Below are 18,350 nucleotides of genomic sequence, written 5' to 3' on the forward strand. Positions count from 1 at the left end.
TAAAGGAACAGAGACATGACCCTTCGTCCGACCGACATCGACACCATCGACATGGTGATCCTGCCCCCCGTCCGGGATCTGGGCGACGGGTTCAGCGTGCGGCGCGCGCTTCCCTCGGCACACCGCCGCATGGTGGGGCCGTTCATTTTCTTCGACCAGATGGGTCCGGCGGTGTTCGGCGCGGGGGAGGGGCTGGACGTGCGCCCGCATCCGCATATCGGCCTGGCGACGGTCAGCTATCTGCTGGAAGGCTCCATGCACCACCGCGACAGCGTGGGATCGGTGCAGACCATCCTGCCGGGCGAGGTGAATTGGATGACCGCCGGATCCGGCATCGTCCATTCGGAGCGGACCGGGCCGGAGGCGCGCGCCACCGGCGGGCCGCTTTACGGCCTGCAGACCTGGGTGGCGTTGCCCGCCGCCCATGAGGAGACCGCCCCGAGCTTTGCCCATCATAAGGCGAGCGAGATCCCGGCGATCGCGGCGGAGGGTGTCACGCTCACTCTCATCGCGGGCAAGTCGGATGGACTTACGTCTCCCGTTCGCACCTTTTCCGACATGGTCTATGTCGACATCCAGCTGGCGCCGCGTGCACGTTATCAGCTGAAGGCCGAGCATATCGAGCGCGCCGTCTACGTCGTGTCGGGCGAAGTTTCGATCGAGGGGCAGACCGGCTGCTTCACCGCCCATAAACTGGTCGTCTTCAAGCCGGGTGCGGAGATCGTCCTGACCGCCCACCAGGGCGCGCGTCTCATGCTGTTCGGTGGCGAACCCTTTCCGGAACAGCGGCATATCGAATGGAATTTCGTGTCGTCGCGGGCGGATCGGATCGAGCAGGCGAAGGACGATTGGCGCCACCAGCGGTTCGCTCCAGTCCCCGAGGAAAGCGAGTTCATCCCGCTGCCGGAGGTGCCGAAGCCCGTCCGCTATCCCTGATCCTCGATGGCGGGGAACGGCGATCGACTCGCCGCGCCGCAGCGATTAACGCTTGCATATGCGCGATGAGGCGTGATGTTTGCAGCGACCAGAAGGGGGTTGTTGCTGGTGTCGCGCATGAAATCACCCGCCTCTCGTGGGCGCGGGTCAGAGCAGTCAAGGCCCTGCGGCGCGCGGCCGCGCCTTTCGCAGATGAGCCGGGCAATTCGGTGATGGCGATCGACGCGCCACCGCCGAAGCGAACGCGTCGCGCCAGCATCCCCGCGCCGCTCGTGATGCGGCCATGGACCCGAGACTCCAAGATCGCCCTGCGCGATACCGATGACGCGCTGTACCGCGGCACCGCCGACCTCGGGAGCCAGATTCCCTGGAGCACCGATCCAGAGGGCAACATCGTCGACATCGGCAGCCGTTTCCTGGAACTTACGGGATGCGCGGAGGAGCTCGCCCTGGAGAGCGGCGCAACCCAATTCCTGCACCCGGACGAAGCGTCGCGCGTAGGCAGGACGTGGCAGGCGTCGCTGGAAACCGGCAACCTGTACGACATGGAGCTTCGTCTGCGGACCTCCAACGGTGCCTACAGATGGCACCGCGCCCGCGCCGCCCCCTGGCGTGACGACTTGGGATCCATCAAGCGCTGGTTCGGCGTGTTCGAGGACATCCATGAGCGGCGCGCGGCGGAACTTGCCCGTGACTGGGCGACGAGTAACGATCTGCTGACCGGCCTTCTCAACCGTCTCACGTTCGCCGAGCGGCTGGAGGAGGCCGTCACGAACAGCCGCGCGGGCGCGGAGGCCTTGGCACTCATGCTCCTCGACATCGACGGCTTCAACGAGATCAACAGCCAGCACGGCATGGAGACGGGCGACCACATGCTTCGGCAGTTCGCCGACCGCATTCGCATCAATCTCAGCTCCGGAGATTTCGCCGGACGCACCGGTGCCGACGAATTCGCGATCGTGATTTCCCCCGATGCGGTCACTGGCGAGATCGACGGCCGGATCGTAGCGCTGGCGGAGCGACTCGCCGAGCCGATCGCCGTTTCGCGCACCAATGCCGCGGGCAGGGCGAGCATCGGCATCGCGACGCATCACCGTGTGTTGATCGACGGCGCGGAACTGATGCGCTCCGCCAACCTCGCGCTGCGTGAGGCGAAGCGTCAGAGCCATCACCGGATCCGATCCTTCGAAAGCGGCATGCGCGCGGACCTGCAGCGGCGCTCCTCGATGCTCGCGGTCGCGCGGCGGGCGCTTCGGCAAAAGCAGATCGTTCCCTATTACCAGCCGCGTATCTCGATCTCCGCCAACCGTGTCGAGGGGTTCGAAGCGCTGCTCCGCATCCGGGGTTTCGGGGTGGCGCCGATCGGTCCCGACCTGATCGCGGCCGCGTTCGACGAGCCTGAACTCGCCGTCGCGATCACCGACCGGATGCTCGACCTCGTGACACGCGACATCGCGAAATGGCGCGACAGAGGCATCGAGTGCGGCACCATCGGCATCAACGTCACCACGGGCGACCTGCGCGGCGGCAACTTTCCGGAGCGTGTCTTTCGCAAGCTGAAGCGCGCAGGCCTGCCCATGGAAGCGCTGGAGGTGGAGGTGACGGAGGGGGTCCTGCTCCACAATGATGGAGACGATGTCGACCGGGCCCTGGGCATGCTGGCGCGGGCGGGGATGGTGATCGCCCTGGACGACTTCGGCACCGGCTTCGCCTCGCTGACCCATCTCCAGAAGTTCCCCGTCGACGTGATCAAGATCGACAAACGCTTCATTCGCAACCTGGTCAGAGACGCAGATGACGCCGCGATCGTGCGCGCGATCATCGATCTCAGCCGCAATCTCTCGCTCGGCACGGTTGCCGAGGGCGTCGAGACGCAGGCGCAGCTGGACGCGCTTGCCGAAATGGGCTGCGAACAGGTGCAGGGCTTTTTCGTGGCAAGGCCGATGCCGGCGAGCGAAGTGCCGACGTTCCTGTCCGCCTACGACCTAGAGGACGTACTTGGATAGATCGGTGTTGCGGGCGAGGCTGGCGAGCTGGCCTTCGACATAGGCGGCATCGACGGTCAAGGTGCTGCCCTGTCGATCCTCCGCCTCGAAGCTGACCTCCTCAAGCAGCTTCTCCATCACCGTCGAGAGCCGGCGTGCGCCGATATTCTCGACGCTGCCGTTCACCTCCGCCGCGATGCGCGCGATGGCGGCGATCCCTTCCTCGGTGAAGGTAATCTCGACGCCCTCGGTGCCGATCAGCGCCCGATACTGCTCGGTCAAGCTGGCGCGGGTCGCAGAGAGAATGCGGATGAAGTCCTCCTCGGTCAGCGCCTTCAGTTCGACGCGAATCGGCAGGCGGCCCTGCAGTTCGGGCAGCAGGTCGCTCGGCTTGGCGACATGGAACGCGCCCGATGCGATGAAGAGGATGTGGTCGGTTTTCATCGGCCCGTATTTGGTGGCGACCGTGGTCCCCTCGATCAGCGGCAGGAGGTCGCGCTGCACCCCCTCACGGCTCACCGATCCGCCGCGCACGTCACTGACCGCGATCTTGTCGATCTCGTCGAGGAAGACGATGCCGTTCGCCTCCGCATCGGCGAGCGCCGAACGGCTGACCTCGTCCTGGTCGAGACGCTTGTCGCTCTCCTCCTCCACCAGCTTGGTCCAGGCGGCGCGGACGGGCAGCTTGCGGCGCTTGGTCTTCTGACCGCCGAACGCCTTCCCCATCACATCGGACAGGTTGATCATGCCGACATTGCCGCCCATGCCGGGAATCTCGAAGGATTGATTGGGCTGGTCCTCCAGCTCGATCTCGATCTCGGTGTCATCCAGCACATGATCGCGGAAGCGCTGGGTGAAGGCGGCGCGCGTCGCCTCACTCGCATCCTTGCCGACGAGGGCGTCGAGCAGGCGGGCGAGTGCCGCCTCCTCCGCCTTGTCGCGAACGGCGGCGCGACGGCGTTCCTTCTCCAGCCGGATCGCCTCCTCCACGAGGTCGCGGGCGATCTGCTCGACATCGCGGCCGACATAGCCGACCTCAGTGAACTTGGTCGCCTCCACCTTCACGAACGGCGCGTCGGCGAGCTTCGCCAGGCGGCGGCTGATCTCGGTCTTGCCGCAGCCGGTGGGGCCGATCATCAGGATGTTCTTCGGAGATACCTCGTCGCGCAGATCCTCGTTGAGGCGCTGGCGCCGCCAACGGTTGCGCAGCGCGACGGCGACGGCGCGCTTGGCCTCGTCCTGCCCGACGATGTGGGCGTCGAGTGCTGCGACGATGGCTTTGGGGGTAAGGGCGTCGTTCATGTCTATCCTATGGATCGTCATGCCAGCGAAGGCTGGCATCGCTTCGACCAGAGAGCGACCCCAGCCTTCGCTGGGGTGACGTGTTATGGTTGGGCTTCCTCGATGCTCTCCACCGTCAGCCGATCGTTGGTGAAGACGCAGACCTCGGCGGCGATCGCCATCGCCTTGCGGCAGACCGTCTCGGCATCCGGCTCGTACTCGACCAGCGCGCGGGCGGCCGCGAGCGCGTAATTCCCGCCGGAGCCGATCGCGGCGATGCCGGCCTCCGGCTCCAGCACGTCGCCATTGCCCGTCAGGATCAGGCTCACATCCTTGTCGGCGACGATCATCATCGCCTCCAGGTTGCGGAGATACTTGTCCGTCCGCCAGTCCTTCGCCAGCTCGACCGCTGCGCGCAGCAGCTGGCCGCGATGCTGCTCCAGCTTGCGTTCCAGCCGCTCGAAAAGGGTGAAGGCGTCCGCCGTCGCGCCGGCAAAGCCCGCGATCACCGACCCGTCGCCCAGGCGGCGGACCTTCTTCGCATTGGGCTTCATCACCGTATTGCCCATGCTGACCTGCCCATCGCCGGCGATGACGACGCGGCCGTTGCGGCGTACGGACAGGATCGTGGTGCCGTGCCAGACGGCCGGCCGGTTGTCGTTGTTCCCGCTCATGAGCGGCAGATGGGAGAGAGCGATCGGGCCTGCAAGACGTAACCTTTGTTTGCAGCGCGGTAAGCATTTCGCAACCGTGCCGATCTAAGTTGCTCCGCAGCAAGTTCCGGGGGATCCATGCAGGGCCAGACGCCAGTTGCAGAAACGGTGCCGACGCCGCAGTCACGCATCGAGGCGCTCGCCGCGCTGACCGGGCATTTCGCGCATGATTTCAACAATCTTCTGACGGTCATCCGGGGTTCGGCGGAGTTGCTGGAGCGCGGGGCAGGGGACCCGGAGCAGCATCTGGCGGCGATCATGGACACGGCCGACGAGGCCGCGCTCCTGACCAGCCGCCTGCTTGCCTTCGCCCGCCGCCTGCCTCTGCGCCCGCGTGCGTTCGCTCTGCGCGCGGTGCTGGAGACGCTGCGCGACGAGGTGCCGGACGGGATCACGGTCCGGATCATGTGCGCGCGCGACCTGAAGCCGGTGATGGTCGATCCCGATCAGTTGTTGAACGTCCTGCGCAGCGCCGTCGAGAATGCGGCGGAGGCGATGCCGGAGGGCGGCGTTTTGACCTTCGCTGCGGTCAACCAGACCGCGCCGAACGGCGTGCCGCAGATCAAGCTGTCGATCGCGGATACCGGCGTCGGGATGGGCGTGGACGTGCGCGAGCAGGCGTTCGAGCCGTTCTTCACCACCAAGCCGCTGGGCCAGGGGCCGGGTCTCGGATTGAGCCAGATCTACGGATTCGCGGTGCAATCGGGCGGCACCACCGAACTGGACAGCGCGCCGGGGCGGGGCACGACACTGGTCCTGACCTTGCCGGCGGCAGAGGTCGTCGCCGAGGCGGCGGCGCAGGGCAGCATCGCCGAGGGCACACGCGTCCTGCTGGTCGAGGACAGCAACGCCGTCGCCGCCTTCGCCGAAGCGCTGCTGGCGGACATGGGTTGTGCGGTGGTGCGCGCCGCTTGTGCCGAAGAGGCGCTGGAACGGCTGCACGAGGCGGCGGACGGCTTCGACATCATGTTCTCGGATATCGTGATGCCCGGCATGAACGGCCTGGAACTCGCCGCAAAGGTCCGCGCCGAGCGTCCCGCCCTCCCCATCCTCCTTGCGACCGCGCATAGCGAGGCAGCGGCCGAGGGCGGATCGGTCTTCCCGATCCTCGCCAAACCCTACCGCCGCGACGCGCTCGCCACGATGATGGGCAGCGCGCTGGCGGCGTGATCGCTAATCTCAGATGAAGAAAATGGTCGGGGAGAGAGGATTCGAACCTCCGGCCCCTGCCTCCCGAAGACAGTGCTCTACCAGGCTGAGCTACTCCCCGACGGAGCCGGTCGTTGAATGCCTTCGGGGGCCGACCGGATGTGCCAAGTGGAGGGGGCCTATAGAGGCGGGTTCCGGCGGGTTCAAGCACCTTTCCTGCATCTGTTGTGGATGGAATATCGGCGGACCCCTCCGCGTGAGCCGGGTGATGGTGCCGCACGCGCGCCGACGCTAAGAGAAGCAAATGACGGCCACCACCTTCTACCCCGGCGATCCCGCGCCCTGGTTCCGCGCCGCGACCACAACGGTCGCGCGGTTCAACTTCGACACGGTGGCCGGGCGCCATGTCGCGCTGCTGTTCTACGGCACGGCAGGCGTCCCGCAGGCGAAGGCTGCGCTGGATGCGGTGGTGGCGTCGCGCCACATCTTCGACGATCGCACCCTTTGCTTCTTCGGCGTGACCGCCGATCCGGCCGATGTGGATGCCGGTCGTGTCGCCGAGCACGTTCCCGGCATCCGCCATTTCGTTGACAACGATCGCGCGGTGAGCACGCTCTATGGGCGGATCGAGACCGAAGGAGGCAAGGTCAGCTACGCGCCGCTCTGGATCGTGCTCGACCCGACCCTGCGCGTGGTGTTCACCGCGCCAATCGGCGAAACCGAGGAGGTGCTGCGCCGTCTCGCTGCGATCCAGGACCGGCCGCTGCCGAGCCTGCCCGCGCCCGTCTTGGTTGTGCCGCGCGTGATCGAGCCGGCGATGTGCCGGCAGCTCGTCGACCTTTACGAGGCTCGAGGCGGGCAATCCTCCGGCTTCATGCGGGAGATCGACGGCAAGACCGTCGCCGTACGCGACACCGCATTCAAGCGGCGCGCCGATTGCCAGATCGAGGACGAGGCGCTCCGCACCCAGCTTCGCCTGCGCCTCCACCGCCGCCTAGTGCCGGAGATCCGGAAGGCGTTCCAGTTCGAGGCGACGCGGATCGAGCGCTACATCGTCGCCTGCTATGACGGGGGCGAGCAGGGCTTCTTCCGCGCGCATCGCGACAACACCACGCCCGGCACCGCGCATCGCCGCTTCGCCGTCACCATCAACCTGAATGCCGAGGAGTATGACGGCGGCAACCTGCGCTTCCCGGAGTTCGGGGAGCAGAGCTTCCGCGCGCCGACCGGCGGGGCGGTGGTCTTCTCCTGCAGCCTGCTGCACGAGGCGCAGCCGGTGACGCGCGGACGGCGCTATGCCTTCCTGCCTTTCCTGTACGACGATGCGGGCGCGAAGATCCGCGAGGCAAACCTGCACACGCTGGATCTGGAGGAGCGGCCCGCGGCGTAGAACATCCTGTCTCGCGGCCGTTCGCCCTGAGCCTGTCGAAGGGCCAGCGCTGGCGCTTCGACAGGCTCAGCGCGAACGGGGGGTGAGGACTTTGGCTTGCCCCCCTTTGGCATCCGCCGCTTCGCCTGCTAGGCGCACGGGCATGACCCCGCTCGACAAGATCCGCAATTTCTCCATCATCGCCCATATCGATCACGGCAAGTCCACGCTCGCCGACCGCCTGATCCAGCGCACCGGCGGCCTTTCCGAGCGCGAGATGTCCGCGCAGGTCCTCGACAACATGGATATCGAGAAGGAGCGGGGGATCACCATCAAGGCGCAGACGGTGCGCCTCGACTGGAAGGGCCATGTCCTCAACCTGATGGACACGCCGGGCCATGTCGACTTCGCCTATGAGGTCAGCCGCAGCCTCGCCGCGTGCGAAGGCGCGCTGCTGGTGGTGGACGCGGCGCAGGGCGTCGAGGCGCAGACCCTCGCCAACGTCTACCAGTCGATCGAGCATGATCATGAGATCGTGCCCGTCATCAACAAGATCGACCTGCCCGCCGCCGAGCCGGAGAAGGTGAAGGCGGAGATCGAGGACATCATCGGCCTGGACGCGAGCGGCGCGGTGCTCGCCTCGGCCAAGTCCGGCATCGGCATCGACGAGATCCTCGACGCAATTGTCGAACGTATCCCCGCGCCGAAGGGTGACGCCACCCAGCCGCTGAAGGCGATGCTGGTCGACAGCTGGTACGACCCGTATCTCGGCGTCGTCATCCTCGTCCGCGTCATGGCGGGCGTGCTGAAGAAGGGGCAGGAAATCGCCTTTATGGCGGGCGGCACCCGCCATCTGGTCGATCGCGTCGGCTGCTTCCGGCCGAAGATCGAGCAGCTCGCCGAACTCGGGCCGGGCGAGATCGGCTTCATCACCGCGCAGATCAAGGAGATCACCGAGACCCGCGTCGGCGACACCATCACCGACGCGAAGAAGCCGGCGGCCGAGCCGCTGCCCGGCTTCAAGGAAGTGCAGCCGGTGGTGTTCTGCGGCCTGTTCCCGACGGACGCGGCGGATTTCGAGAAGCTGCGCGACAGCATCTCCAAGCTGCGCCTGAACGACGCCAGCTTCTCCTTCGAGATGGAAACCTCGGCGGCGCTCGGCTTCGGCTTTCGCTGCGGCTTCCTCGGTCTCCTCCACCTGGAGATCATCCAGGAGCGGCTGACCCGCGAATACGACCTCGACCTCATCACCACCGCGCCGTCCGTGGTCTACCACCTCCACCTCAGCCACACGAAGAACGAGGAGGCCAAGGTCATCGACCTGCACAACCCGGCCGACATGCCCGATCCGAACCGCATCGAGAGCATCGAGGAGCCGTGGATCGAGGCGACGATCTATGTGCCGGACGAATATCTCGGATCGATCCTGAAGCTCTGTCAGGACCGGCGCGGCATCCAGAAGAATCTGACCTATGTCGGCGGCCGTGCGCAGCTGGTCTACGAGCTGCCGCTGAATGAGGTGGTGTTCGACTTCTACGACCGGCTGAAATCGATCAGCCGGGGCTATGCCAGCTTCGACTACCACCAGATCGGCTATCGCGAGGGCGACCTCGTCAAGATGAGCATCCTCGTCAACGAGGAGCCGGTCGATGCCCTGTCGATGATCGTCTACCGCGGCAATGCCGAGACGCGGGGACGCGGCATGTGCGAGCGGCTGAAGGACCTGATTCCCCGCCACATGTTCAAGATCCCGATCCAGGCGGCGATCGGCGGCAAGGTGATCGCGCGCGAGACCATCGCCGCGATGCGCAAGGACGTGACCGCCAAGTGCTATGGCGGCGACGCGACCCGCAAGAAGAAGCTCTTGGAAAAGCAGAAAGAGGGCAAGAAGCGGATGCGGGAGTATGGATCCGTGCAGATCCCGCAGGAAGCCTTCATCGCCGCGCTCCGGATGGGCGAGGAATAAGGCCGGGAAAGCAGGTGACTGCCGACGATCGCGGCGTCCTGTTACCTACATAACAGCAGGCACCGGTCAGGCCGCGTGTGCCGGCGTATCGCTGGCGCCGGCTGCATGACCCGCAGGAGACTGCTCCAGGAGCCCGAGGTCGAGGCGGCGGCGTCCATGCTCCCGAAGCGAGATCATGATCAGCGCCATCACCATGGGCACGCACAGCCCGCCGATCACCGACAGGGAGACGGACAGGGGGTGCTGCACGCCCTGCAGGTGATCGCTTAATATGCCCGCCAGCACGGGCCCGAAGCCGGTGCCGAACAGGGCCGCGACCATCGCCATGATCGCAATCGCCTGCGCGCGGAGGTGGCGTGGCGTGATGTACTGGAAGGGCAGGGAGGAGAGGCTGGTCACCGAGCTGATCATGAACAGTGCCGCGCCCATCATCGCGAGTTCGGCTGTCAGGGACGATGTCATCAGGCCGAAGGCGGCGAGCGGCCAGAGAAGTGCCAACATCAGCAGCATGTAGCGCATGACGGTGCGCACGGGGTCGTCCCCCGCTCGCATCATGACGAGCACGCCGGCGGAGAGCGTCCCCGTCGCGCCGCAGATGAGATAGATCGGCCCGAACAGCGCGCCGACCTGCGCCTCGTCGATACCCTTCGACCGCATGATCGCGGCCGGCAGCCAGGTCACATAACCGGCGAGCACGACCATGATCAGCGCCATGGCGAACTGGAAGAGCATGTAGATTTTCCACTCGCGGCGGAACAGGGCGAAGACCTCCGATACGCTTGCGCCCTTCTTCGCAGCGCCGCGTGCCGGTCGGTCGGCGATCAGGAGGAGGAGGAACGCAGGGACCAGTCCCGCCGCCCCGATGATCAGGAACACGATCTGCCAGTCCGAAAAGCCGGCAAGGACGAGGATTGCGTCGGGTTCGAGATGCTGTGCCCAGACATAGACGGCACCACCCGCGCCCAGTGCGAGGCCGCCACCAAGGAACGGGGCCAGCATGAAGAGCGATGTCGCCGTCGCGAGCTGCCGCCGGTTGAAGCGATCCGACAGGGTGGCGAGCGCGGCGGGCGTCAGGCCCGCCTCCCCGACCGCCACGCCGATGCGCGCCGCCATCAACTGGCCGAAGCTGCCGGCAAGGCCGCAGCACATCGTCATCACGCTCCAGAACGCCACGCATCCGCTCATCACGCGCGAGCGACGGGTGCGATCGGCAAGCCAGGCGAGCGGCAGTGCGGCGGCGACGTAGAATAGCGAGAAACTGACGCCCTGCAGCAACCCGAACTCGGTATCGGTGATGTTGAGCGCGGCCTGGATCGGCTTGATCAGCAGGCTGATCACCTGCCGGTCGAGATAGGCGACCGTGTAGCAGACGGCGACAAGCACGGCGACCAGCCAGCTCCGCCAGCCTGCGCGGGGAAGCTCCGACGGCTCATCACTCGCGGTTCGATCCTGCACGGCTGTCCCTCCTTTGCGGCGGGTCGGCCCGCACTGTCGATGCGTGAATATAGAACGAGCGAGCGATAATCAAACAAAGTTGCTTGTCGGATTGACCCGATCAAGGAAGTGCGCATAATGCAATTCAGAACGAAGGTGCGTTAATCGCACATAAAGGGAGAGGCTTGCATGAACGGGCATTCGCGACATTTCCGATTGATGGTTCCCGCCCTTCTGGCCGGCGCGGCGCTTTCGCCTTTGCAGGCCTATGCGCAGGAGCCCGCGCCCGCACAGCCGGCGACCGGGCCTGTCGACGATAGCGGAGACATCATCGTCACGGCGCAGAAGCGGAGCGAGCGGCTTCAGGACGTGCCGATCTCGATCCAGGCGCTCACCGCCGTGGACATCGAGCGCAGGAGCCTGACGCAGGTGTCGCAGCTGCCGCAATCGGTGCCCGCGCTCCGCATCAACTATGCGGGTATCAACATCCAGCCATCGATCCGCGGTGTCGGCAGCCTCGTTGCCGGGCCGGGGTTCTACTCGAACATCCCTGTCTATGTTGACGGCTATTACGTGCCGACGCCCGGCGCGTCTGACTTCGACCTGATCAGCATTTCCAGCGTCAACGTGCTGAAGGGCCCGCAGGGCACGCTCTTCGGCTTCAACGCGACCGGTGGCGCGATCCAGCTCAACACGCGCGAGCCGCAGCAGACGCCGACGCTGACCGCGAAGGTCGGCTATGGCTCATACGACCATCTCACCACGGCGTTCTACGGATCGACCGGCATCACCGAGACGCTGGCCGTCGATGTTGCCGCCTCGTTCGAGCGGGGCGAGAGCTTCATCCGCAATGTCGTGACCGATGACGGCGATGCGGCGCGCTTCCGCCGCTGGCAGGTGCGCAGCAAGGTCCGTTGGGAGGCGAGTGACGCGGTCAACTTCACGCTGGCCTATGCTCACCGCTTCGAAAACAATCCGCGCGCCGTCCTTCTGAACGCGCGTGGGGACGAGACGATCGGCATCAGGGTGCCCGACAACATCATCGTGTCGGATCGCGGCGACTATGCCGGCACGGCGCCCGCCCAGTTCCGGATCGAAAGCGACTCCTTTACGCTGACCAGCCGCTTCGATCTGGGGTTTGCGGACCTGACGTCGTACACCGGCTATCGCAAGGATCACATCCGCCAGGCGCTCGACTACGACATGACGCCGGCCAACATCTATTCGGTCAAGACGGATATTCCCAACAAGACGTTCACGCAGGAGTTCAATCTCTCGTCGAAAAAAGATGGGCCGCTCGACTGGGTGATCGGGGCCTTCTACATGAACACCAAGGAGGTATACCACTTCGACACGAACACGCCGAGTGCGGGGTTCGGCACGGGTGAACCGTACAACCGGCTGTTCAACACCACAAACCGGCTGAAGTCCTATGCGCTGTTCGCGGATGCCACCTATGAGGTTGCGGAGAACCTGTTCCTGACGGCCGGCGGCCGCTACTCGATCAACAAACCCCATCTCGACTACGAACTGATCCCGTCCAATGCGCGGGATTCCGGCGGGGTCAAGTTCACCAATTTCTCACCGCGCGGCGTGATCCGCTACGAGCTGACGCCGCAGTCCAACGTCTATGCGTCGTTCACCCAGGGCTACAAATCCGGCACGCTGCCGGGCTCCGGCTTCTCGCTCAACCCGATCGACCCGGAGAAGATCGACGCCTGGGAACTTGGCTACAAGATCGCCAATCGCAAGGTCCGGTTCAACGTCGCCGGCTTTTACTATAACTACAGCGACATCCAGGTCACGGCCTTCGGAACGAACGGCGCCAGCGTGACGCGGAACGCCGCCAAGGCCGAGATCTACGGCGTGGATGGCGAGTTGAACTATAACATCACGCCGGACTTCAGCATCGATCTGAGCGCCGCCTACACTCACGCCGAGTACAAGAAGTTCCCCGATGCTATCGGTCTGCAGCAGGACCGCGATCCCGCAAGCCCGACCTATGGTCGCTTCCTGAACATCGGCATCAACGCTAACGGCTTCCCCGTGGCGCGTACGCCGCGCTTCTCCGGCAATATCGGCGCGACCTATGGCATGGATGTCGCGGGCGGGCGGCTCGTCCTGAACGGCAGCATGTTCTACACCTCGAAGATGTACTTCGACTCCGTGAAACAACTTCCGCAGAAAAAGTACGCGCTCCTCAACTTGCGCGCGACCTGGACCGATCCGTCCGAGCATTACGACATCTCGGTGTTCGGGACCAACGTGACGGACAAGAAGTACCAGGTGAACACGCACATCGACAGCTATTCGATCCGCCAGTTCTGGGGTGATCCGGCGATGATCGGGGCGTCGCTCACCGTGCGCTACTGATCCGATGAAGGCGTTCGGCAGCATTGAGGAGGCGCGGGCGATCGCGCGCCGAAGGCTGCCGGCGGCTGTCTTCCACTATGTCGAGGGGGGCAAGGAGGCGGAGACTACGGTCGCCGCTAACGAGGCCGCCTTCGGCCGCGTCCTCTTCGATGCCCCCGCATGCCCCACCGCGATCGATCCGGATTGCTCCACGACCGTCCTGGGGCGGCGCGTATCGATGCCGCTCGCCATCGCGCCGACCGGCTTCGTCCGCATCGTCCATCCCGATGGCGAACTCGGGGCGGCACGCGCGGCGGCGGCGGCGGGTGTGCCGATTTCGATCAGCACATGGTGCGGCACGCCGGCGGCGGAGATCGTCGCCGCCAACCCGGACACCTGGTTCCAGCTCTACATGGTCAACGGGCGCGAGGGCGCGGGCTGGTGCATCGACATGGCGCGGGAGGCCGGATGCCGCGTGCTGGTGGTGACTGCCGACATCGCCGGGATCTCGCCGTCCGACCGGCTTGCCCGGCCATTGCCCGAGACGATGAGCCTGCGCGCGGCTTTGGCATTCGCCCCCGATGCCTGGAACCGTCCGCGCTGGCTCTGGTCGCTTCTGAAGGGCGGCCTCGCCATGCCCGCCCCGAACGCGCCGCGCCGGGCGGACGGATCGCTGCTGCGGGTGCAGGACGCCGGACGGCTGCTTGCGGCGACGCCGACGGGTTGGGAGGACCTCGCCTGGATGCGCAGCCGCTGGGACGGGCCGATGGTGTTGAAGGGCGTGATGCGCGCCGCCGATGCGAAGCGCGCGATCGATCTCGGGCTGGACGGCGTCATCGTCTCCAATCACGGCGGCAAGGTCCTCGACGGCGTGCCTTCGACCATCTCCGTCCTGCCCGAAATCGTCGATGCGGTCGGCGGGAGGGGCGAGGTCCTTCTGGACGGCGGCGTTCGACGCGGGGCCGATATCGTGCGCGCGCGTGCGCTCGGCGCGCAGGCGGTTCTCGCGGGCCGTTCGTATCTTTGGGGCCTTGCGGCGGGTGGCGAAGCGGGGGTGGCGCGGGTCCTGTCGTTGTTCCGGCGCAGCATGGCCGCGGCCGTCGCCAATCTCGACCGGTCGGGGATCGACGCGATCGACCGATCGGTGCTGCGTTCGCTGCCGGATCCCGTACTGTGGAACCTGATCGATGGCGATCCGGCGCGGCGACTCTCCTGAAAGGATCGAGGATGATGCGTTTCGAAGGCAGGACGGTGATCGTCACGGGCGCGGCGTCCGCCAAGGGCATCGGCTTCGCCTCGGCACGCCGCGTCGTGCAGGAGGGCGGGCAGGTCGTGCTCACCGATCTGGACGGCGAGGCGCTGGCCGCGCGCGTCGCTGAGGTCGAGGCGATGGGCGGGGCGGCGTTGGGCGTCACGCATGATGTCACCGATGCGGCCGGCTGGGACGCCGTTCTGGCGCAGGCGACTGCGCGCTTCGGTCGCGTCCACGGCCTTGTCAACAATGCCGGCATCACCGTGCTGGCGATGGTCGAGGCGCTGGAACCAGCGATGTGGCACCGCCAGATCGAGGTCAACATGACCAGCGTCTATCTCGGCTGCCGCCTGCTGATCGGCCATTTCCGGGCGCATGGCGGCGGATCGATCGTCAACGTATCCTCGGTGGCGGGGCTGGTCGGGATGCGTCGGTGCACGGCCTATTCCGCAAGCAAGGGCGGCGTGCGCCTCATGACCAAGACGCTCGCGCTCGAATGCGGCACCGACGGAATTCGCGTGAACTCGGTTCATCCTGGCGTAGTGGAGACCGACATCCAGAAGGTCGCGCGTCGTGACGCGAGCGGAGATTCCGCGGCTATCGCAGCAGCGGTGCCGCTGGGCCGCACCGCTGTCGCCGACGAGCTCGGCGCGGCGGTCGCCTTCCTGCTCTCCGACGATGCGAGCTACGTCACCGGCACCGAGCTGGTCGTGGACGGCGGACTGACCGCGCAATGAGGCGCGCCCGGCTTGACAGCTGCGTCCCTCGCGTCGTTATGTGAACGGACGGGCGAATATCGAACTATATGGTTGTGGCGAGGAGGATGTGGTGGGCCAGACGCTGGAAAGCTTCGACATCCACGCGCCCAAGGCTCGCGAAGGCGCCGAGTGCCTCTGGGCGCAGATGCGTGACATGCCTGGGCTGTACCGCAACGAGCGCTATGGCGGCTTCTATGTCGTCTCGCGCTTCGAGGATGTGATGACCGTCCTGATGAAGCCCGCGATCTTCGGATCGGGCAAGGGCATCACCCTCCCGCCGCCCGACGCCGTCCGCAGCTTCCACATCCCGGCCGAGATCGATCCGCCGGAGCATCGCGAATACCGCGCGCTGATCGCGCCGTTGATGACCGCTGCCCATGCCCGTGCGCGCGAGCCCTTCGTGCGGGCCATGGTCACGGAACTGGTGGACCGCGTACCCATCGATACTCCCGTCGACTTCGTGCGCGCTTTCGCCCGCCCGCTGCCGATCCTGGTGGCACTGGACCTGCTGGGGTTGCCCGCCAGCGACGCGGCTGAGTTGGAGCAGATGGTCGGCGATCTCCACCGCGAGGTGGCGACCGGCGTGAAGACCGGCGCGGGCGACCGACTGAAGACCTATTCCGAGAATGTTCTCATCCGCCGCCGCGCCGACGCGACCGACCCGCAGGCGGACGTCGTCTCCTCGATCCTGCTCGGCACCGCCTTTGGCCGCCCGCTGACGCCGGACGAGCAGATGTCGATGGTGCGGCTGATCCTGGTGGGCGGGTTCGACAGCACGTCCTCCGCACTCGCGACGATGATGTGGTGGCTGGCGACCAACCCTGACGAGGCCGATCGCCTCCGCACCGACCCCTCTCTCCTCGACAGCGCCAGCGAGGAGATCGTCCGCTTCGCCTCCCCCTCCACCTATCTCCGCCGCGAGGTGATGGAGGATGTGGAACTGAGCGGCGTCCAGCTGAAGAAGGGCGACTCCGTCCTGGTCGCCTTCGGTGCCGCCAATCGCGATCCCGCAAAGTTCGCCTGTCCCGACGAGATCCGGCCCGATCGCAAGCCCAACCAGCATGTCGGCTTCGGCGCGGGCCACCATCGCTGCGTCGGATCGTTCATCGCGAAGACCGAGCTGCGCCTCGCCTTCGAGCAGATCCTGGCTCGCTTCGACGGGTTCAGGATCGATGAGACGCGCGCCATCGAATATACCACCGGTCTGGGGCAGGGCATCATCGCCTTGCCGATGATCTTCTCCCGCGCGTCCTGACCGCGCGGCTCGTACCCACTGAAAGGACCGACTTTGCCCGCGATCGACCCCAGCCGCTACGAGTGGATCAAGATCGAGAAGCGCGACGATGGCATCGCCACGCTGACGCTCAACAACCCGCGCCGCAAGAACGCCGTGTCGCGGCCGATGCATCGCGAACTCGAGCGCATCTGGGACGATGTCGACATGGACGACGACATCCGTGTCGTCATCCTGACGGGCGAGGGGAACGCTTTCTGCGCCGGCACCGACCTGTCTGTGCAGGACCAGGAGAACCAGAGCGGCCGCAAAGGCCGTCCGCCGTTCCGCAGCGCGCGCCGCCTGTTCTGGGGCATGATGGATACGGAAAAGCCGATCATCGCCAAGGTGCGGGGTCCGGCCTACGGCGTAGGCGTCAACATCGCGCTCGCCTGCGACATGGTGATCGCGGCGGAGGGCGCGAAGTTCTGCGACTCCCATGTCCGCATGGGCATTGCGCCGGGCGACGGGGGAGCGGCGTTCTTCCCCTTCCTCCTCGGCTTCCACCGCGCCAAGGAGTATCTGATGCTCGGCGAGCCGATCGAGGGGAAGAAGGCTGCGGAGATCGGCCTGATCAACTATTGTGTGTCGGATGAGGAGCTGGACGGATTCGTCGACGGCTATGCCAAGCGCCTCGCCGCCGGGCCGCCGCTGGCCATCTCCTACGCCAAGATGTCGGTGAACCTGCTGCTCAAGCAGGCAACCGCCGGTGCCTTCGAGGCCTCGCTGGCCTATGACCAGCTGACGCTCTTCACTGACGACCATGCCGAGGGCGCGCGGGCGTTCCTCGAAAAGCGTCAGCCTAATTTCAAGGGCAGCTGACCGCCTCCGTCTTAGCCGCCGAGCGCTTTACGGAGAGGCGCATCGGCGAACTTGGCCTCGAACCAGTCCGGATAGGCGGGGACCGGCGGCATCGCTTCGTCGATTGCCGCCAGGTCCTCGCCGGACAGCTGCAGCGTGGCGGCGGCGAGGTTGTCCTCCAGTTGCTCGATTTTAGTCGTGCCGAGCAGGACGCTGGTCAGCGCCGGCTTCGCCAGCAGCCAGGCAATCGCCACCTGTGCGGGCGTCGCGCCATGCGCCGCTGCGATGCCGCGAAGGCGATCGACGAGCGCGAAGCCTTTGTCACGATCGAACTCAAAGATGTCGCCGCCGCCGAAGCGATGCTCTCCCGAGGCGAGGTTCTCCCGCGTGATCCGGCCGGTCAGGAAACCCCAGGCGAGCGGGCTCCAGGCGGTAAGGCCCAGGCCGTGATGGGCCATCATCGGGATCGTGTCGCGCTCAATGTCGCGGATCAGCGCGGAATAGTGCATCTGCCCATGGGTGAACCGCGCCCACCCGTTGGCGCGCTGCATCTCGACAGCGGTCGCCGCACGCCATGCCGGCCAGTTCGAGTAGCCGAGATACCGCACCTTGCCCGCCCGAACGATCTCGTCCAGCGCTCTCAGCGTCTCTTCGAGCGGGACGAGCGGGTCGGCGCGGTGGCAGATGAAGACGTCAATCCAGTCCGTGCCGAGCCGCTTCAGGCTGGCGTCAACGGAGGCGTGGATGTGGCGCGCGGACAGGCCAGACCGCGTCAGAGCCGCGCCGCTGCGGATCCCGCACTTCGTGGCGATGACCACATCCTGCCGGCGCGGCTTCAGCACCGTGCCGAGCACCTCCTCGGACTGGCCGCGATCGTAGACATCGGCCGTGTCGAAGAAGTTGATCCCGCCATCGATCGCCCGGCCGACGAGCCGGTCAGCAAGCGAGAGGTCGACCTTGTTGATCGACGGCATCGACTGATTGCCGCCGGTGAATGTCATCGCACCAAGGGACAAGCGCGAGACCGGAAGGCCGGATCGGCCCAGCATGGCGTATTGCATCAGTCGTTCCTAACCTGCCG

At 66.1% G+C, this 18,350-nt stretch carries 14 protein-coding genes and 1 tRNA gene; 10 read left to right on the forward strand and 5 right to left on the reverse strand.

From position 1 onward, the window contains the following. Positions 1-15 precede the first annotated feature (15 nt). Both ACM608_RS04350 and ACM608_RS04355 read left to right on the forward strand, forming a co-directional pair. Positions 16-936, forward strand: coding sequence for a pirin family protein (locus ACM608_RS04350; RefSeq protein WP_419682038.1), 921 nt, complete (start codon positions 16-18; stop codon positions 934-936). Positions 937-1,001: 65 nt separating this feature from the next. Then, entirely contained in the window at positions 1,002-2,942 is a 1,941-nt protein-coding gene (locus ACM608_RS04355) for a putative bifunctional diguanylate cyclase/phosphodiesterase (RefSeq protein ID WP_419682039.1), read from the forward strand. Here the strand turns inward: ACM608_RS04355 and hslU are convergent. Together hslU and hslV are read right to left on the reverse strand one after the other, a co-directional pair. After that, the gene (gene hslU, locus ACM608_RS04360; RefSeq protein WP_419682040.1) at positions 2,922-4,223 is read right to left on the reverse strand and encodes an ATP-dependent protease ATPase subunit HslU; all 1,302 of its coding nucleotides are present in this window, start codon (positions 4,221-4,223) and stop codon (positions 2,922-2,924) included. The two genes, ACM608_RS04355 and hslU, sit on opposite strands and share 21 nt — an antisense overlap. An 83-nt stretch (positions 4,224-4,306) precedes the next feature. Next, entirely contained in the window at positions 4,307-4,876 is a 570-nt protein-coding gene (gene hslV, locus ACM608_RS04365; protein WP_419682041.1) for an ATP-dependent protease subunit HslV, read from the reverse strand. 117 nt (positions 4,877-4,993) lie between these two features. Here hslV and ACM608_RS04370 point away from each other — a divergent pair, with 117 nt between their 5' ends. Beyond that, on the forward strand, positions 4,994-6,085 hold the full coding sequence (locus ACM608_RS04370; RefSeq protein WP_419682042.1) for a response regulator: 1,092 nt from the start codon (positions 4,994-4,996) through the stop codon (positions 6,083-6,085). A 23-nt stretch (positions 6,086-6,108) separates the two neighbouring features. Here ACM608_RS04370 and ACM608_RS04375 read toward each other — a convergent pair. Beyond that, a tRNA-Pro gene (locus ACM608_RS04375) sits at positions 6,109-6,185 on the reverse strand. A 183-nt stretch (positions 6,186-6,368) separates the two neighbouring features. Here ACM608_RS04375 and ACM608_RS04380 point away from each other — a divergent pair. Next, positions 6,369-7,454, forward strand: a complete 1,086-nt coding sequence (locus ACM608_RS04380) for a 2OG-Fe(II) oxygenase (RefSeq protein ID WP_419682043.1) — start codon at positions 6,369-6,371, stop codon at positions 7,452-7,454. A gap of 142 nt (positions 7,455-7,596) precedes the next feature. Further along, complete coding sequence (gene lepA, locus ACM608_RS04385; RefSeq protein WP_419682044.1) at positions 7,597-9,399, forward strand: translation elongation factor 4; 1,803 nt, start codon at positions 7,597-7,599, stop codon at positions 9,397-9,399. A gap of 66 nt (positions 9,400-9,465) precedes the next feature. Here the strand turns inward: lepA and ACM608_RS04390 are convergent, their stop codons facing one another. Further along, positions 9,466-10,854, reverse strand: coding sequence for an MFS transporter (locus ACM608_RS04390; protein WP_419682045.1), 1,389 nt, complete (start codon positions 10,852-10,854; stop codon positions 9,466-9,468). 198 nt (positions 10,855-11,052) lie between these two features. On the opposite strand from ACM608_RS04390, the gene ACM608_RS04395 reads away from it, so the two are divergent. The 5 genes from ACM608_RS04395 to ACM608_RS04415 all read left to right on the forward strand — a co-directional run bounded on the left by ACM608_RS04395 (position 11,053) and on the right by ACM608_RS04415 (position 17,290). After that, positions 11,053-13,206, forward strand: a complete 2,154-nt coding sequence (locus ACM608_RS04395; protein WP_419682046.1) for a TonB-dependent receptor — start codon at positions 11,053-11,055, stop codon at positions 13,204-13,206. A 4-nt stretch (positions 13,207-13,210) separates the two neighbouring features. Then, positions 13,211-14,401, forward strand: a complete 1,191-nt coding sequence (locus ACM608_RS04400; RefSeq protein WP_419682047.1) for an alpha-hydroxy acid oxidase — start codon at positions 13,211-13,213, stop codon at positions 14,399-14,401. Positions 14,402-14,415: 14 nt separating this feature from the next. Next, positions 14,416-15,174, forward strand: a complete 759-nt coding sequence (locus tag ACM608_RS04405) for an SDR family NAD(P)-dependent oxidoreductase (RefSeq protein WP_419682048.1) — start codon at positions 14,416-14,418, stop codon at positions 15,172-15,174. A gap of 91 nt (positions 15,175-15,265) precedes the next feature. Then, positions 15,266-16,450: a cytochrome P450 gene (locus ACM608_RS04410; protein ID WP_419682049.1), complete on the forward strand. Its 1,185-nt coding sequence runs from the start codon at positions 15,266-15,268 to the stop codon at positions 16,448-16,450. Between the two features lie 33 nt (positions 16,451-16,483). Beyond that, positions 16,484-17,290 carry an enoyl-CoA hydratase/isomerase family protein gene (locus tag ACM608_RS04415; protein WP_419682050.1) on the forward strand — a complete coding sequence of 269 codons (807 nt, stop codon included), beginning with the start codon at positions 16,484-16,486 and terminating at the stop codon, positions 17,288-17,290. A gap of 11 nt (positions 17,291-17,301) precedes the next feature. On the opposite strand, the gene ACM608_RS04420 is transcribed toward ACM608_RS04415, so the two are convergent. Beyond that, the gene (locus tag ACM608_RS04420; RefSeq protein ID WP_419682051.1) at positions 17,302-18,330 is read right to left on the reverse strand and encodes an aldo/keto reductase; all 1,029 of its coding nucleotides are present in this window, start codon (positions 18,328-18,330) and stop codon (positions 17,302-17,304) included. Between the last annotated feature and the right edge of the window lie 20 nt (positions 18,331-18,350).

This window comes from Sphingomonas sp. ID0503, from assembly GCF_048565625.1.
Classification (GTDB): domain Bacteria; phylum Pseudomonadota; class Alphaproteobacteria; order Sphingomonadales; family Sphingomonadaceae; genus JBLZUR01.

Excerpts from the sequence above, each read along its gene's own strand:
- ACM608_RS04350 (WP_419682038.1), top strand. The coding sequence starts at position 16 with ATGACCCTTCGTCCGACCGACATCGACACCATCGACATGGTGATCCTG.
- ACM608_RS04355 (WP_419682039.1), top strand. The coding sequence starts at position 1,002 with ATGAGGCGTGATGTTTGCAGCGACCAGAAGGGGGTTGTTGCTGGTGTC.
- hslU (WP_419682040.1), bottom strand. The coding sequence starts at position 4,223 with ATGAACGACGCCCTTACCCCCAAAGCCATCGTCGCAGCACTCGACGCC.
- hslV (WP_419682041.1), bottom strand. The coding sequence starts at position 4,876 with ATGAGCGGGAACAACGACAACCGGCCGGCCGTCTGGCACGGCACCACG.
- ACM608_RS04370 (WP_419682042.1), top strand. The coding sequence starts at position 4,994 with ATGCAGGGCCAGACGCCAGTTGCAGAAACGGTGCCGACGCCGCAGTCA.
- ACM608_RS04380 (WP_419682043.1), top strand. The coding sequence starts at position 6,369 with ATGACGGCCACCACCTTCTACCCCGGCGATCCCGCGCCCTGGTTCCGC.
- lepA (WP_419682044.1), top strand. The coding sequence starts at position 7,597 with ATGACCCCGCTCGACAAGATCCGCAATTTCTCCATCATCGCCCATATC.
- ACM608_RS04395 (WP_419682046.1), top strand. The coding sequence starts at position 11,053 with ATGGTTCCCGCCCTTCTGGCCGGCGCGGCGCTTTCGCCTTTGCAGGCC.
- ACM608_RS04400 (WP_419682047.1), top strand. The coding sequence starts at position 13,211 with ATGAAGGCGTTCGGCAGCATTGAGGAGGCGCGGGCGATCGCGCGCCGA.
- ACM608_RS04405 (WP_419682048.1), top strand. The coding sequence starts at position 14,416 with ATGCGTTTCGAAGGCAGGACGGTGATCGTCACGGGCGCGGCGTCCGCC.
- ACM608_RS04420 (WP_419682051.1), bottom strand. The coding sequence starts at position 18,330 with ATGCAATACGCCATGCTGGGCCGATCCGGCCTTCCGGTCTCGCGCTTG.